Source organism: Methylocaldum szegediense (assembly GCF_949769195.1).
Taxonomy (GTDB): Bacteria; Pseudomonadota; Gammaproteobacteria; order Methylococcales; family Methylococcaceae; genus Methylocaldum; species Methylocaldum szegediense.
In genome coordinates this window covers 3381258-3397746 of sequence record NZ_OX458333.1, presented here as the reverse complement: position 1 = coordinate 3397746, position 16489 = coordinate 3381258, and the positions used below count along the sequence as shown (strand labels likewise).

General features: G+C 60.0%; 11 protein-coding genes. 5 read left to right on the top strand and 6 right to left on the bottom strand.

Features of this window, described 5'->3' with window-relative positions; genetic code table 11:
• Nucleotides 1-118: 118 nt before the first annotated feature.
• The 3 genes from QEN43_RS14580 (at nt 119) to QEN43_RS14570 (ending at nt 4081) form a co-directional block, all read left to right on the top strand.
• Nucleotides 119-1591, top strand: coding sequence for a TldD/PmbA family protein (locus QEN43_RS14580; RefSeq protein ID WP_051331416.1), 1473 nt, complete (start codon nt 119-121; stop codon nt 1589-1591).
• Nucleotides 1591-2952 (top strand): TldD/PmbA family protein, encoded by a 1362-nt coding sequence (locus QEN43_RS14575; protein WP_026609104.1) that lies wholly within the window; start codon nt 1591-1593, stop codon nt 2950-2952. Before QEN43_RS14580 ends, QEN43_RS14575 begins: the two co-directional genes overlap by 1 nt.
• A 310-nt stretch (nt 2953-3262) precedes the next feature.
• The gene (locus tag QEN43_RS14570; RefSeq protein ID WP_026609103.1) at nt 3263-4081 is read left to right on the top strand and encodes a L,D-transpeptidase; all 819 of its coding nucleotides are present in this window, start codon (nt 3263-3265) and stop codon (nt 4079-4081) included.
• 144 nt (nt 4082-4225) lie between these two features.
• Here QEN43_RS14570 and QEN43_RS14565 read toward each other — a convergent pair whose 3' ends face one another.
• The 3 genes from QEN43_RS14565 to QEN43_RS14555 all read right to left on the bottom strand — a co-directional run bounded on the left by QEN43_RS14565 (nt 4226) and on the right by QEN43_RS14555 (nt 7021).
• The gene (locus QEN43_RS14565) at nt 4226-5191 is read right to left on the bottom strand and encodes an IS110 family transposase (RefSeq protein ID WP_449815052.1); all 966 of its coding nucleotides are present in this window, start codon (nt 5189-5191) and stop codon (nt 4226-4228) included.
• Between the two features lie 395 nt (nt 5192-5586).
• Nucleotides 5587-5913, bottom strand: a complete 327-nt coding sequence (locus QEN43_RS14560; RefSeq protein ID WP_317963364.1) for a DUF3301 domain-containing protein — start codon at nt 5911-5913, stop codon at nt 5587-5589.
• Between the two features lie 127 nt (nt 5914-6040).
• Nucleotides 6041-7021 (bottom strand): IS481 family transposase, encoded by a 981-nt coding sequence (locus QEN43_RS14555; RefSeq protein WP_317963363.1) that lies wholly within the window; start codon nt 7019-7021, stop codon nt 6041-6043.
• Between the two features lie 533 nt (nt 7022-7554).
• Here QEN43_RS14555 and QEN43_RS14550 point away from each other — a divergent pair.
• Nucleotides 7555-7995 (top strand): putative HlyD family type I secretion protein, encoded by a 441-nt coding sequence (locus QEN43_RS14550; protein WP_026609102.1) that lies wholly within the window; start codon nt 7555-7557, stop codon nt 7993-7995.
• Between the two features lie 252 nt (nt 7996-8247).
• Nucleotides 8248-10356, top strand: a complete 2109-nt coding sequence (locus tag QEN43_RS14545; protein WP_317963362.1) for a right-handed parallel beta-helix repeat-containing protein — start codon at nt 8248-8250, stop codon at nt 10354-10356.
• A 154-nt stretch (nt 10357-10510) separates the two neighbouring features.
• On the opposite strand, the gene QEN43_RS14540 is transcribed toward QEN43_RS14545, so the two are convergent.
• The 3 genes from QEN43_RS14540 to QEN43_RS14530 form a co-directional block, all read right to left on the bottom strand.
• Complete coding sequence (locus QEN43_RS14540) at nt 10511-10636, bottom strand: hypothetical protein (RefSeq protein ID WP_268870451.1); 126 nt, start codon at nt 10634-10636, stop codon at nt 10511-10513.
• A 69-nt stretch (nt 10637-10705) separates the two neighbouring features.
• Nucleotides 10706-11032 (bottom strand): DUF3301 domain-containing protein, encoded by a 327-nt coding sequence (locus QEN43_RS14535; RefSeq protein WP_202901075.1) that lies wholly within the window; start codon nt 11030-11032, stop codon nt 10706-10708.
• 127 nt (nt 11033-11159) lie between these two features.
• Nucleotides 11160-16316 carry a RecQ family ATP-dependent DNA helicase gene (locus tag QEN43_RS14530; RefSeq protein ID WP_036267780.1) on the bottom strand — a complete coding sequence of 1719 codons (5157 nt, stop codon included), beginning with the start codon at nt 16314-16316 and terminating at the stop codon, nt 11160-11162.
• Between the last annotated feature and the right edge of the window lie 173 nt (nt 16317-16489).

Genomic DNA, 16489 nt, shown 5'->3' with positions numbered 1-16489 from the left:
GATTTCCGAGGCTACCGAGATTTCACGGAAACTGGGTGGACCTTTGCAACCGCCGGACCGCCCCGGGGACATCCCGGTACAACAACAGTCTTGATACCGTCAACCAAATCAACGAAGTATGAGCCTCCCGGTCGTCTTTCATCCCGAACTTCCCGCTTTCGATATTCACCGGGCTCTGACCTGGATTCAAGGTGAGGCGGACTGGATCGGCCTTCGTTTTGTCCAGGAACAGACCTATCGGCGTACCGTCCGTAACCACCTTCCGGAAGACAATGCCATCAGCCTGGAACGCGGCGTTATGGTGGAAGCGCTGATCGAGGGCCATATCGCCTATGCCGGCACTAGTGATCTCTCACAACAGGGTGTGATCCAAGCCGCCCGGCGGGCAGCGCATTTGGCCCGGACCTGTGCGCGCCATGCCTTGTTCCCATTCACTGAAAAGCACCGGCCCCCGGTTAAGGGTTACTTTACCGGCAGCCAGCGAACGGGTTTTGACCGTCTGACGCTCGCCGAATTGACCGATCAGCTGATTCGTGCCAGCCAGTCACTCAAGGTCTCCGACAAGATCGTCAGCACGGTCGCTGAAGTTACGCTGGTGGACAGCACGATGCTTTACGTTTCATCCAGCGGCGCGGATATCGAACAGCAGTGGTGGCTGGTTTCCTGCCATTGTGCGGCCACCGCTCAGGACGGTACCGAGACCCAACAGCGTTCGCTGAACGGTCCGGCTGCCCGTTGCCGTCAGGCGGGGTTGGAATTCTTCGATTTTCCGACCCTTCATGCCGAGTGCGGGCGGGCGGGCCGTGAGGCACTCGAGTTGCTGGATGCCGAAAATTGTCCCAATGAGACGCTGGATCTAATCTTGGCGCCAGACCAGATGCTGCTACAGATCCACGAATCGATCGGCCACCCCTTGGAACTCGACCGCATCCTCGGTGACGAGCGCAATTATGCCGGCTGGAGCTTCGTGAAACCGGACGATTTCGGCCGACTGCGCTATGGCTCCCCCTTGCTGAACGTCACCTTCGACCCAACCGTCGAGGGGGAATTTGCTTCTTACGCTTTCGACGACTGCGGCAACCCCGCGACACGGGAATATCTGATCCGTGACGGAATACTGCTGCGGGGACTCGGCAGTTTGGAGAGCCAGTCCCGGCTCGGCATCCCCGGCGTCGCCAATTTCCGTTCGACCAGCTGGAATCGGGCACCGATCGACCGTATGGCCAACATTAACTTGGAACCGGGCACAAACTCCCTGGCCGAGATGATCGCTTCCGTGGAAAGGGGCATTTACATGCAATCCAATCGATCTTGGTCCATCGACGACTACCGCAACAAATTCCAGTTCGGCTGCGAATATGCCCGCCGGATCGAAGAAGGCCGCTTGACCGACGTCCTCAAGAATCCCAATTACCGGGGAGTAACTGTGCCTTTTTGGAACGCACTGAAGGCGGTCGGTCGCCGCGAAGAGTGGGAGCTTTTCGGAAGCCCGTATTGCGGGAAAGGCGAACCCAATCAGCTTATCCGCGTGGGCCATGCCGCCCCGCCCTGCCTGTTTGCGGGCGTCGACGTCTTCGGAGGTGGCGCGTGATGTTTATTCCGGAAACCCGACGGTTCTTCGACGATCTCGCGGACGCTGCCTTTTCCGAGTTGAAGGCCGGAGAAGCCCTCGGCCTCCAACTCACCGCCGAAGATCAAACTTATGTACGGTTCAACGACTCCAAAGTGAGGCAAGCGACGGCCGTCTTGCAGAGAAACTTATCGCTTACCTTTCAGCACGCTGGCCGTCAGGTGACGTTCACCTTAGACCTCGGCGGCCAGCTCGATCGAGACCGGGCGCTTCTCCTTTCCTGTTTGGAGCGAGCACGGCGGGAAGCCCAAACGCTCCCGGAAGACCCGTTTGCCGTGCCCCTACAAGACCACGGAACCAGCACACACGAACATTCCGGGGTAGAGCCGAATGCCGCCGCTGCAATCGACACCATCGCACGCGTCACGCAAGGGACGGACTTTACCGGACTCTTGGCTTCGGGCCCGCAGGTCCGCGCCGTCCGCAATTCGGCGGGGCTGAACCATTGGTTTTCGACCACATCCCTGTGGGTGGACTATTCCCTGTTCACGACCAACGCATCCGGGGATAACAAAGCCGTCAAAGGCCGTTATTGGGGAGCGACTTGGGACGAGGAACGGTTCCAAGCAGCCCTGGCGGCCGACAAGGCTTTGCTTGACCATCTGAAACGCCCTGCCCGTCCGATTGCGCCCGGCGAATATCGGGTTTATTTCGCTCCAGCCGCCGTCGCCGACCTAATCGACATGTTCTCCTGGGGCGCGCTCAGTTACCGGGCGTACCGGGATGGCAATTGTCCTCTCAAGCGTCTGATCGAGGGTGAGGCCGTTTTGTCCGAGCAATTCACCTTGGAAGAAAACTTCCGCTTGGGACTCACGCCTCGATTCAACAGCCTGGGCGAGCTTCCGCCGACGGAGTTGACACTCATCGAAAGAGGACGGCTGAAAAACCTGCTGGTGAGTTCCCGTTCCGCGAAACAGTATGGTGTCCCCTCCAATGCGGCCGATCCAAGTGGCTGGTTCGGCGAGCATTTGCGCGCTGCGGAACTCGCGGCCGGCGACCTGCCAGAAACCGATGCCCTGAAACGCCTGGGTACTGGTCTTTACGTGAGCAATCTGCACTACCTCAATTGGAGCGACATCCAGTCCGCGCGCGTGACCGGCATGACCCGCTATGCCTGTTTTTGGGTCGAGAACGGCGAGATCGTGGCACCGATCAACGATCTGCGGTTCGACGACAGCTTGTATCGAGTTTTTGGCTCGGCGCTCGAAGCGCTGACGCGGGAAAGCCCTATCCACCCTGCCATCGATACCTACCATCATCGTGCACTCGGCGGCAGCAAGGTACCCGGCGCACTCGTCGGCAGCTTCCGATTCACGCTTTGAGTCGAACTTCGGCGCATGCTTGGTCTCGGCTTCTCTACGGTCTCCGTAGAGAATGGCGGCTTTATGCTGAGCCTAAGTTGACTACCGAAATAACCGCAACGCCCTATCAGCCGCCGCAGTCCCTCACCGGCCGGCAACAGAGCTTGCACAACTACGTACATCGTCCGTACCGAGAACGGGGGGCGGAATCGTTCGCAGCAACGAGATCGGATGGCCTACGGAACAGGTTCTCAAGACGCTCGGAAATTGATCGATATCAAGACGGTTTTTGAGGTCAAAGAGTGACGAGCCGACGAAATCAAGACCCATCATGGACAAGACCAGGTCAGCCATCGCGTTCATTCTGTCGAGCCTTGCAGCCTTGCTGCTTTATCCCGTGTCGACGGACACGCCACCCCGGACGGCCGTAACGCCTTTGAGCCGTCACGACGAGATTCCACATGATCGGCCGATACCCTATCGCATCGCGGACCGCTCGGGACCGGAAGTCGACCGGGAGATCGCCGAGCTTTTCGCATCGATATCGCATCCGCCTTTGATCACCGATCCACCGCCGCAACTCGATCCATACGAACTGTACAAACGGAGCCGGGCATCGAAGGCAAAGACCGGATCGAAGCACGCGGAAAAGTCCAAAACCGCAGGCGTCACCAGCGCGAAACTGAAAGGCCCTGTCGTCATCCGAATCGATCAGACCCGTCAACGTCTGTCAGTCCGTGTCGGTGGCAGGACCGTACCCGGACTCGAATCCGTTCGCGTGTCGACGGGACTGCCGGGAAGAACCACAAGAACGCCGGACGGCATCTACTCGCCGCGCACCGTAGTGTTGCGCCGCCCTTCCTATTACGCCACCCGACTCCTGAAAAGGCCGGTATACCTGACCCACGCGATTCAGATCGTGGACGGCATCTTCATGCATGACGCCTCGGACGGAGCAATGCGATATCTCGGCCGCAAACGATCCCACGGGTGCATACGCGTCGACCGCAAGCAAATGCCCAGGATCTTTCACCTCGTGAAACAGCATCGGGCCGACACTCGGATTCACATTTTCCATTCGACGGACCAGGACCGGACGCCCAGCACGGTCGCCACTGCCTCGGGCTCGGACCGACAGAAAACACGCTGAATCGTAGGGCTGCATCTGACCCAACCGTCCAATCCGTTGACCGCTCGTTGGAGAGGCATCAACGGAACCCACCGGATCAGCAATTTCTTAGAGCATTTTCAAAGCTACCGTATGCACACTCGCGAGTAGATACTGTTATCCGGGTCAAGTGCCATGGAGTGCTGGATCGAAGGGTTTTCCGGACTTGAGGACGCCGAAAGCGACCTGGAGGAGCTTGCGCATCATGGCACCGATGATGAGCTTGGCGGGCTTGCCCGAGAGCGCGAGCCGGTTCTTGAAGGGCTGGCCCCAAGCGGTCTTATACAGGATCACCATAGCCGGCATGTAGAGGGCTTTGCGCAAGAAGGCATGGCCGACTTTGGACAGCCGCGGCTTGGTTTTCACGCTCGTTCCGGACTCCTGCCGGCGCGGGTCGAGCCCGGCGAAGGCGACGGCTTGTCGGCTATTGGCGAAGCGGCTGGGCTCGGCATAGAAGGCGAGCAGAATGGCGATGGTGCGTTCCCCGATACCGGGGATGCTCTCGAGTAATTCGCGCTTTCCCTTCAGATCGGGGTTAGAGTCGATGTGCTCATTGATGGTTTTGATCAGGCTCTTGATCTGCTGATCGAGCCAATTCAGGTGTTCTTGAATGTTGGTGCGCACCGCGTCCCGGGCGACCTCCAGGCGGTTACTTTCCTGGGTCCGCAGGGCTTGCAACGCATCCAGACGCAACACGAGCGCGCGCAAGGCGATTTCGGCTTCGCTTCTCGCCTGCCAGGGAGGCGGATGGCGTTCGGCGCAAAATTCGGCGATGAGGCGCGTATCGACGGCATCGGTTTTGGTCCGGGTTAAGCGGGAAGCGGCATAGGCTTTGATTTGGGCGGGGTTGATGACGCTGACAGTGAACCCTTGGGTAGCCAAGCACTGGGCGACGTCTTCCCAATACACCCCAGTGGCTTCCATACACACGTGAACATTCCGTGCCTCTGGGCCGGTGAGCCAAGTGACGAGGGTGGCGAACCCGTCTTGGGAGTTGGCGATGACTTTGGTTCGGAACTTCCCGTTGGGGAGGCGTAACGCGCAGTCCAGTTTGGCTTTGGCGACATCAATTCCGAGATAAAACGTGGGCATCATGAACCTCAAATGATCTACCTTGTGAATGCGGGCTGCCGGCAAGCCGGGCCGAAGATACTGTTCGATCGCTCGATGAGGGTGAGCGACTGCTGCATCGATCTACGCAACGGGCTTGGTGTCCCAAGGGCGGGAACGGCATCCAGTCGCTCAAACCTGGAGCGCCCTCCAGGCCTGGGGTGACCGGTCGGGAGTCTTCTCCAACCCCTTCCGAACCACACGGAATTCATAATACAAGGTCGGGAATCCTCTCCTGACAGTGCCGTCGGGCCATCGGCCTTATCGGCGAAGGATTGCTGACAAAACCTGCGAAAGCCTGAGTCGATCTGCCCGCGCCGAACGCACCAGCGATGACCGCCTTTCCTGCTTTGCCGTATCCACTCGACGAAAACGCCCTAATTGCGCAACCGCCCGTTAGACGCCACCAGACGCAGCCCGAGGTTGAGGATCGCGACCTTGTGGCCGAGCAGATAGACGCTCCCACGGCGCCGGTTATCGCCGGTGTCGCTGTACTCGAAGGAATACACCCGCGCCAAGGTCATTTGCCCGTCTTCGTTCCTTTTGAGCCGAAGGCTGCGTAGCGCTATCGTTTCGTCGAGCAGTTGCAGTCCTTCTGCCGCGCATGCTCTTCGCACGGCCTCGATGCCGACTTCGCGCGCGGTGAAGCTGTCGAACCAGAGCCAGGCGAGCGCTCCCAAGACGAGGAGAATGACAACGTCCACAACGATCACTCCAATGGAACTCGAAACCGCAGAGTTTCGTTTGCCCTGCCAAAGAGAAGCGTCATGTTGCCATACTGTAATTTCATCAGAACAACCATGGTCCCGCCTCGCACTTCGAACGGAATGATCACACGGCGAGTCTCTGCGTGTCACGTCCCGTATGATTGTAAACCCTCTTTCGAAAAAGATGAGGATGGGACAGTTGCCAGTTTTTGAGTGCTTGAATCGGGGTGAGATGGCCTAAGGCTTTTTGGGGAATGTGATGATTGTACAGCTCGACATAGCGGTGCAAGGTGGTGTCCAGATCGGCGGTTGAATCGAAGTGATGGGTTTGCAACACCTCCTCGATGCGGCCATTGAAGCGTTCCACCAGACCGTTGGTCTGGGGCCGACGAGGCGGAATCAGGCGATGTTCGATGGCCTGTTCGGCGCAGAGTCGGTCAAACTCATGCGTCCCCGAGGACTGCCGAGTTCGGGTCAGGAAACGGTCGGTAAACTCCGAGCCGTTGTCGGTCAGGCATTTCTGGATGCGGAAAGGCGCGGCCTGAATCACCGCTTTGAGGAAGTCCTTTGCGCTTAAGGCGGTGCGGTTGGGCTTGAGGGCGACATAGACCCAGCGGGTGGCGCGGTCGATGGCGACGAACAGGTATCGGCGGGGTTCGCCGTCGATGGCGGGCAAGTACTTAACATCCAGGTGAAGGAAGCCGGGCTCATAGGCCTTGAAGGGTTTGACCTTCGCCTTCTCTGTAGGCGGAAGCAGGGTCTTGAGGGACGCCACCCCGTGGCGGCGCAGGCAGCGGTCTAGCCCGGAACGGGACACGGCGGGATTGAGAAATTCCCGGGTCACGGCCAGGAGATCATCCAAGGGGAGGAGCAGAGCTTGGCGGAGGTAGACCACGATGGCTTCCTGGGCGGGCGTGAGCGTGGTTCTGAGGGTGTGGGGCCGATGCGAGGCATCTTCGACCGAGGAGCGGTGTTTCCACTTGCGGACGGTCGTTCGGCTAATGCCATGCTTTTGGGCCAAGGCGCGCTCGCTCAACGTGGACGCTTGAATGGCCTGCCGAACGGCCGGGGTGGTACGGGCGTTCTTATGAAGACGAATCTGCATGGTGATGGACCTTACTTGGACGAACCAAAGATCTCCTGGAGAAGGCTCCGGGCTTCAAACAGAGCATAACGCCTTCTCGGTAAATAATCATACGGGACGTGATAGTTATGCGCTAACAGGGTGGGCGATTGAAGAGTTCCAGCGAAGTTGCAACGAGGATAACGATGCTGCAAGCAGGGGCATTGCCTGCAGCGTCGAATGTTGATCATTATCGCACCGTGATCGTGGGCAAATCTCGCCCGTGGCCGAGTTAACCAGTCCCTTGCGGACGTATTCTTGGATCACGTGAACCCGGAAGTTCTTCTCCCGGTAATGCTCCCAAAGCGGCTGGTAATCGCTTTGCACGAAACCGCCCTTCGCTCCCTCCGGAAGCAGGCGTACGGTCAGAAGCTCATCTGGCAGCAACTCGCACAGAGCTCCAGCGTCTACGTGACCTCTATTCGCGAGGATACGTTCCCAAACTGCGTATCCGAGAACTGGAGCGCATCGCCGCAGCCTTCGAAGGCCAAGCGGCGGAAATCGCACGCCACATCGTGCCGTTGCGCCAATCGATTCAACAGCTGGAGTTTCAGATCGGGCAGTTGAGCAAAGATCGGATTGCAGAAGTTGCGAGGGAACTGCGCGACGGGCAGGTGAGGCTTCGGGACATCGGGCCGCAGCTTCACCTCGCCCGAGAGACGCTCGAATGTACGGCGCGCCGATCACCGGCAACTGGCATCGTGGCGAGGCTCACCGCTTTGACGGAGGGTGTCGTGAATGTAGCAGGTCCGCGCGTGATGGACATCGTGCCGGACCATGGCGAAGGGAACATCGAGGCTACTATCGGCGTCGGCGATCAAAAGGACGTGTATCCTAGGGTGGCGGCAGAGGTGCATCTGATCGCTTACAAGCAGCGTAGTGCACCGGTCGCCAAGGGCGTCGTGACTCAATTCTCGCCCGACCACTTCACCGCGGGTGTCTTGCGTTGGTTATAATCCCTACGGGTAAGCGTACCGTGCTCGACTACCTGTTACGGCCGCTGATCGGTTCGTTCGAACGCAGCTTTCGGGAGAAGTAACGCTCGCATCCCAGTGGAAGGCTACGGGTGCGACGTTCCGGAAGATCGGTCTGGCTCATGGGACCGGCGGCCGGCGACGCGACCGTGCGGGTTGCCCTCCCGAGAGCTCAGCGCACTGAGCTAGGCTTGAGGCACGACCACTCTGTTTCGCGGATATCAGAATAAAGCGATGAGCTCGATCGTTACCTTCGGATGTAAGACCCGACCCACTACCGCGCGACGGTGTGCCGATACCCGGCCGCACGCGCGCTCGCTCCTCCTCTATTGGCTGCTTACAAGCGCCTTTGTCCTGTTGGGTGCTTCGCTGCCTTCGGTCGCGGCGGAAAAAAAGCCGGCCAGCAGGATCGATCAGATGCTGCGCGCAATATCCCCCGGAGACTGGCTCGAATTGCCCAACACGTCTATGACGAGCGTCTTTCCCAAGAATAGCGAAACGACGTGGGGTGCCATAGGGCCCGAAGCGGTGGTCAGGGCCTGGGGTGGAGCGGCATACGATACCAAGCGCAATGCGTTCGTGTTCCACGGAGGAGGGCACACAGACTACGGAGGAAACGAGGTCTACGCTTTCTTTCTCAAGGAGCTCGCCTGGCGAAGATTGACAGACCCGAGCCCGATGAAAAAGCTCGAATCGGGTCAATACGTCACAACGGACGGTACCCCGGTGTCTGCCCATACATACGACGGACTGGAGTACTTGCCGAACGTCGATCGGATATTCCGGAACGGGGGCTCGGAGTGGTACAACGGTTCGAACTTCGACCGGTCCGCCTGGCTTTTTGATATGGACAGGCACATCTGGGAACGGAAGTCGGAGGGCGGCGGAGGATATCTGGCGAGCGCGTACGACCCGGTCAGGGGCACCATATACGTGGTCGGCAGCAAGTTCGTGGACGAATACGATCCGGTGCGCGACAAGTGGCAGCGGCGGCTCTCTCGGCTGGCATCTTTTCGCGTCGACGTTGCAGCCATCGATCCGATAAACAGACAGCTCGTGACCAACTCTTTCCGGCCCGGCGTGATCTCCTATCAGATCAATCCCGACGGCTCGCTGACCAACCGTTCCCTCGTCGTCACGAAGGGGGCGACGGAATGGGACAAACGGATGGCGGCACTCGAGTACGATCCCGTGCGCAAGGTAATGGTCGCCTGGGATGGAGGAAGAGAAACGGCCTACCTCGATGTCGCCTCCTGGACATGGCGGCGCTTCGAGAACAAGTCGAGCAAAGCAGCTCCCGTGCGCAAGCGCGACGCGGATTACTCAGCGTCGGGCGCCATCTTCGGACGGTGGCGTTACGTGCCCGACTACGACGTGTTCATCGGCTACAACGCGCCGCGGCGCAACGTCTGGGTCTGGAAACCCGCGGCGGTCAAGGACGGGGACACGACGCCGCCTCCTCCGCCACCGAAGCCGGTCGTGAAACCGCTGCTCGATAAGCTAAAGCCTGGCGAAGTGCTCGTCATTCCCCCTGGTACGTACAAGGAAGCAGGCGTGATACGGGCGAGCAACGTACGAATCAAGGCTGACGGCGTGCGACTGGAGGGCGTCGCCGTAGATGGGAAGGCCGCCCTCGTCGTCAAGGGAGATGATGTTACGATCGAAGGGCTGGAGTGCGCGAACATACGCGTGGGCGACGGAAACGGCGCATGCGTGCGTCTCGAAGGCAGGAACCTCACGTTGCGGCGGGTGCACTTCCACGACAGCCAGTCCGGTCTGCTGTCGTGGAACCGCGATAGCGGCACCGTGGTTGTTGAGAACAGCCGCTTCGAGCGGCTGGGCAGCGGGGGGAGCGCGCACGGCATTTACATCGGGCGCGGGAACACGCACCTGGTGGTACGGCGAAGTGCGTTTCTCAGCAGCACCGACCAAGGCCACGAGATCAAGAGCCGTGCCGCGAAGAACACTATCGAGCACAACGTGATCGCTTCCCTCGACGGGGTTGACAGCCGTTTGATCGACTTGCCGGAAGGTGGCGAGAACGTGATCCGACGAAACGTATTGGAGAAAGGGCCGGCAAGCTCGAACCAGGACATGATCGGGATCGGGCTGGAGGGCCACAAGAGCTTGCACCCGCTGAACTTCACGCTGATCGAAGATAACATCATCCTGCTGGAGCGTCGTTCCCGTAACGTGTTGGCAAATTACCGCAACGTTCCGCCACCGAAGATCGAGCGGAACAAGGTGATCGGGGGAGATCGGGTCGGCGGGAGCAATACCTGGTTTCCGAACCGGGCAGCCGCAGGTCTGCCTCCTTATCCCAAGTTACCGAAGCCATTCTGATTTCGCCAGCGCCCGGAGGCCCGATCCATAGCGGCACACCGTGGATTGGAAGGCGCCGGGCGATTGTTTCGACGGCGTCCGGTGAGACCGGGCTGCGAAGCGGGAGCAGATGTGCAAGCCGCGCATGGTTTACAAATTGAACCGGGCGGATGGTTTACACCTGTTCTCCCTTGACATACCACTGGCGGGGAGGGTTGATTTTCAGGGTTCGCTCATCGAGAACCCCGCGAAGATGAAAGCTATAGCGCACTTCCCACAGGTGCTCGTCAATCGGACTCAAGCCAAGAGGTTCCTTGGCCAACAGATCCGACACATAAACCAAATGCACTTTCCACTTGACGAAAGCGCCCTAGTTGCGCAACTGACCGTTAGACGCCACCAGGCGCAGCCCCAGGTTGAGCATCGCGACCTTATGGCCGAGCAGATAAACGCTCCCGCGGCGGCGGTTATCGCCGGTGTCGCTGTACTCGAAGGAATACACCCGCGCCAAGGTCATTTGCCCGTCTTCGTTCCTTTTGAGGCGGAGGCTACGTAGCGCTATCGTTTCGTCGAGCAGTTGCAGTCCTTCCGCTGCGCATGCTCGCCGCACGGCCTCAATGCCGGCTTCGCGCGCGGTGAAACTGTCGAACCAGAGCAAGGCAAGTGCTCCCAAGACGAGGAGAATGACAATGTCCAAGATCGCTCACTCTAATGGAACTCGAAACTGCGGATTTCCGTTTGCACTGCAAATGGGAGGCGTCATGTTGCCATACCGTGCCATCATCAGAACAACCGTGGTCCGCCTCGCATTTCGAAAGGCTCGATCACACGGCGAGTCTCTGCGTGCACTCGGGCCGGATTAAAATCTGGCAAAGGACCACTTCCCAGTTATCGACCTGACAACGGCTTTCCCATTCGGTTCCCCGGCATTGCTGTTTGCTCCGTTGCACGATGGCGCTGATGCGTACCTCTTCGATCTCGCCGGCGGGCATTTTGAACTTTTGTGCCAAGCGTCCGACAATCAGGCCCCGACGATCCTTCAAGACCCAGCGGCCGTCCAGCTGAACCGTTTGGAGCGGATCCCCGACGTTGAGCATAGCTATGGCGCGGTGCACCGGGTCGACAGCGTGCTTGCGACCGGCAAAACCCAGGTCCACGTCCGCCAAGCCCAGCTGAATATAACGTTTGTCCAAAGCGTCGCGATGTGCGGGAAGCTGCTTTAGCAGCGTTCTCACGAGAAATTCGTCACTCGCCAATTCTCGGGAAAAGGGATTCGGCCTCGCGCTCGCTTCGCACAGCGTCAGGGTTTCTCGTGCGCGGGTCATGGCGACGTAGTAGAGACGACGTTCTTCGCTCAGCTCACCATTCCGCCAATCACTTCCGTCGAGGATGAGAACATGCTTGAACTCCCGCCCTTTTGCCGCATGGACGGTGGACAGGGTGATGCGCCCCGCCGCCTGGTGGCGGGATTCGCTGCCGTATTCGTAGATCCAGTCCAAAGCCTGGCCAACCGGGATCGGCGTCCCACGCCAGGCATCTTCGAGTTCCAGAACGCAATGTTCCAGCAGCTTCAGCCAAGGGTTGTCCGCCGACCGACCGAAGCGTTTTCGGAGCCATTCGCGTAAGGCCCCATTCCGCACAAGTTTGCGTTTATGCGCGCGCAAAAGCTGAATGAGGGTTCTACCTTCGCGCGTCTGATGCAGTTCCGGCTGGCCGAAGCGGTGCGTTTCGGCGATCCGATACGGAATCCCGGCCCACTCGCAATAGGCCCGGACCGGTTCCAGGGAGGCATGGGTGCGGCCGAGGACCGCGAAATCGGACCAATCGGCGTTCGGAGCCAGCGCCTTCAAGCGTTCTAGCTCGCGCATCGCCACCTGGGTTTCCCGATTTCGATCCGGCGGAACTTCGAGTATATGAACCCTGCCTTTCGCCACCGGATCTAACCGTTCCCAACGTCCGCCGCTCGGCTGGTTGCGGCGCGCGTGGTCGATCCGGATGGGGTAATCGGCTTTCAGCCGATCGGGACTCCCCTCGATGACGGCGTTCGCGGCCGAGATGATGTGTGCGGTCGAGCGGTAGTTTTCGATGAGATATTCGGTCTCGGCCTCGTAATCGGCGGCGAAGCGGCGAATGAATTCGACATTGGTTTGGCGGAAGGCGTAGATGTTCTGATCGTCGTCACCGACCGCCATGATGGTCAGCTTCGCGTCCCGGTCCTTGAGGGTCCGGCCGGTCAGGGCACCGATCAGCCGGTATTGGAGCGCGTCGATGTCCTGGTACTCGTCGACCAGGACGAACCGATAACCGCGCAGCAGGCGCTCCCGCAATTCGTCCGGGTCGTCGCCGATCTCCGCGTTTCCTTCCAGGAGATCGATGGCCCTCTGCAAAATGTCGTCGAACACGATCTCCTGCCCCGCCTCGGCGGCGACGGCCAGGCTGGTGCCGGTCAACCGCAGCGCGAGCGCGTGGTAGGTCAGCACGGTGACGCCGTAGGCATCATTGCCAACCAGAGCGTGAAGCCGGCGGCGGACCTCGTAGGCGGCGGCCCGGTTGAAGGTCAGGACGATGACGCTGTCCGGCGGGACTCTCGACACGCGCAGCAAATAGGCGACCCGGTGGACGATCACCCGGGTCTTGCCGGAACCGGGGCCGGCCAGGATCAGGCGGTTGACATCGGTCTTTTCCGATACCAGGCGTTCCTGAACGGGATGCCGAAGTTCGGCGACGATGCGGCGATAGGACTCTTCCGTGGTCGCGAGGTCCAGGATCTCCCGCCGGTTCGCGAAATATTCCCGGATGAAGCGCGTCTTGGGCCAGCTGAAATAGGCCGCCACGTAGGCGAGCGCATCGCCGAGTTTTGAGAGTCCCTTGCGGGCGTACTCCTGGATCACGTGAACCTGGAAGTTCTTTTCCCGGTAATGCTCCCAAAGCGGCTCGTAATCACTTTGCACGAAGCGGCGCTTCGCTTCTTCCGGAAGCAGGCGTAGGGTCATCGCGGAGCGGAACACCGTCCTGCCGCGATCGAGGATCAGCACGTGATTGTCGTGGAGATAGAGCAGCCCCTGCTCCAGCGCGGCGGTGACGTTCCTGAGGCGTCCGGCCAAAACCCGGTCGTCTTTGAGCACCTGGGTTAGTTCGCCCATTCGGCATTCGACCCGGAGATCGACGCCCTTGATGTCCGACGGAAGGCGGCCGAGAAAATGTAGCAGCAGGCTTTGGGCGATATCCCGGCGCTTCGCGGCGATCTCCCGAATCTGCGCCCAAGACCGCCGGAGCCGGACGCGGAGATAATCCCGTTTCACCACGCGCACCTCGAACATGGCGCGCATCGCCTGCGACTCGCCGAAAGCTCGGCTCATGGTCCGCAGCAGGGTCAGAAGCTCGTCCGGCAGCAGCTCGCATTCCGTGCGCCGTCTCAATTCCTGGCACAGTTGGCGCAGGTGCATGTCCTGCCAGTCGCCCTGATCCGCGTCAGGCGCGAGCTCCGGCAGCAGTTCCAGGAGTCCGGCCTCCAGTCGGGTCACACGCTGCAATCGATCCTGGGACGAATCCTTCACGCCTTTCCGCAGCAGCACCGTCATGCCGATATCGTTCGATAGGACCTGCAATTCTTCCAATTGATGGAGGGTCCGTATGCACTCGTCGCTTGAAAGCCCGCTCTCGACCATCAGCGTATCGGTGCTGATGCCTTCGTCCGCGTCGGCGTTCAGGATGAGTGCAACCAGATTCAGGTATTTCTTCCGAACCTCTTCTGAGAGATTGGCCTTACGCAGCCGTTTTTCGACCTCGTCGAGGGAGGCGACTTTCAGACTTGCCGGGAAGACGCGCGTATGGTTTTCATTCCGCTCGAGAAACCGGCGGCGCTCCAGCCAGGCGATGGCGGTCTTCACCTTGGTGTCGGCGTCCGGGCTCTCCACCTCGATCGCGGTCTCTACGGCATCCTCGGTCAGGATCTCGCCCGCCGTCACCACCACCTGTTCCGATTTGATCCGCTTCGAGCGCCGGCGCAAGACCCTGAGGATTTCGGCGATGTCCTGCCGGCTCAGGCGCGAGCGGGCGGCCAGGGAAAACTGAGTCTCGACATCTTCTTCGTCATAGAGAAGAACACAGCGGGCGTCGTCCCGGTCCCGTCCCGCGCGCCCCGCTTCCTGCAGGTAGTTTTCCAGGGAGCCCGGTATTTCCGCATGGATCACCAATCGGACGTCCGGCTTGTCGACGCCCATGCCAAAGGCGTTGGTAGCGACGATCACGCGCAGCGCGCCGTCGATGAAGGCTTTCTGGACGTCTTTCTTGAGACCGGGATCAAGCCCCGCATGAAAATAGGAGCACACCCAGCCCATGTCCTTCAGAAAGCCGGCGATTTCTTCCGCGCTGGCGCGCCTGGCGGTGAACACCACGGCCCCACCCTGCGCGTCTTTGAGTTCTTTTTCGAGCAAGGTGTGGATCAACGGAAATTTCTCGGCCTTCTTGACCGGCAGGACTTCGAAATGGAGGTTCGTGCGCTCGTGCCCGCCTTCGAAGTGCCGCAGCGTAATGCCGAGGACCTCGCGAAAATGCGATGCAAGATCGTGTATGACGTCCAATTTCGCGGTGGCCGTGAAGCAGTTGATGGGCGCCAGCGGATCCCCGTAATGCTCGCGGATGAAGCGGGAGACGTAGAGATAATCCGTCCGGAAATCGTGCCCCCATTTCGAGAGGCAGTGGGCCTCGTCGAACACCCAGGCGCCGATCTGCCGGTGCTTGATCGCCTCCGTGAAACCGCGGTTTCGGAACTGTTCGGGCGACACCAGGAGTATGCCGATGTCCCCGAGCCGAATCTTTTCCAGGACATCCTTGCGCTCGGGCATGGACAGCAAGGCGTTCAGGGCGGCGCCGCAAAAGATGCCCTGCCTGATCAGGTTGTCGACCTGATCCTTCATCAGGGACTGGAGCGGCGAGACGATGACGGTGAGGCTGCCGTCGCGCCAGTACCTCGACAGAGCGGGAAGCTGGTAACAGAGGGATTTGCCGCCGCCGGTCGGCAGAATCGCGAGCAGGTGTTCCCGCGCCATGCCAGCCTTCACGATGTCTTCCTGCAGCGATCCACCGGCGGCACTTCGGGGTTCGGCTCGGAAGGCCGGGAAGTTGAAGAAGCGTTCGAGTTCGGCCCTCACATCGTGATACCGGCTGCAATACGCGCAGTCGCTTCGGCCGCAAGCCGTGTCTCTAAGTTCCCGGATGAGTTCACGGGTTCTGGGAATCTGATACAAGACCCAAGGCGGCAGAACGGAATTGCCGCCCGATACGCGCAACCAGGCGAGAACATAGGCCAAAGGCAGGTGACTCTCGGCCTGATCGAGATCTTCGGTGAGCAGCTGCCGAAGGCGCGTGGAACAAACTTTGGGGCCGGCGAGGTTCAGAAGAAAGCGGCGTACCTCTTCGAGCCGCGGTTTCGGCGCTCCTCTCACGACGGAAAACAGGCGGTCGTAATCGGATTCCGTAACCCCAGCCAGCAGATAATGGTAACAGGCGAGCTCCTCGGGGCTCTGTACTTGGAGTTGCTCGAACGCTTCCATTTCGTCCTCGAACAGCCGAAAACTCAACTGGGCGTCCTTGAGCGGATCGTTCCCGGAATCCTTGATGAGCTTGTAGTCCTTGACCAGGCTGTGATACGGGTTCTGCGGGAAAGCGAGCGGCGAAAGCCAGAGCGTGTCGACGACGGGAAGCCTCAACAGCGCGAGATCGGCAAAGAGCGATTTCAGAACCGGCAAATCGTGCCCGGCGATGTTGTGGCCCAGCAGGAACGCCGCGCCCGCGCTCAGCCGAGCCAACTCCGCCCGCAGCTCGGCGGTCGAAAACGAGCCTTGAAAATGGACATGCTGACCGGTATCCGCGCGCCACGCGCCGATCTTGGTCAGCTTGACCTCGGCGCCGACCGTGGTTTCGATGTCGAGGCAAAGGGCTTTGGGTCGGAAGACAGTTTTTGGAGACTGTTGCGTCATGCGTTGGTTCAACGCCAGTATGAGCCGGCCGGAAATCCTTTCTCGACGTCACGTCTTGGTCGAGTGTCTGCGTCGGCAAGGGATTGCCGACCTACCGCCGTCGGTCGCGAACCCGTCGCGATATTACGCCGTTCGGCCCGCGGCTTGCGTCTTGATTTCCACGACGGTATCTA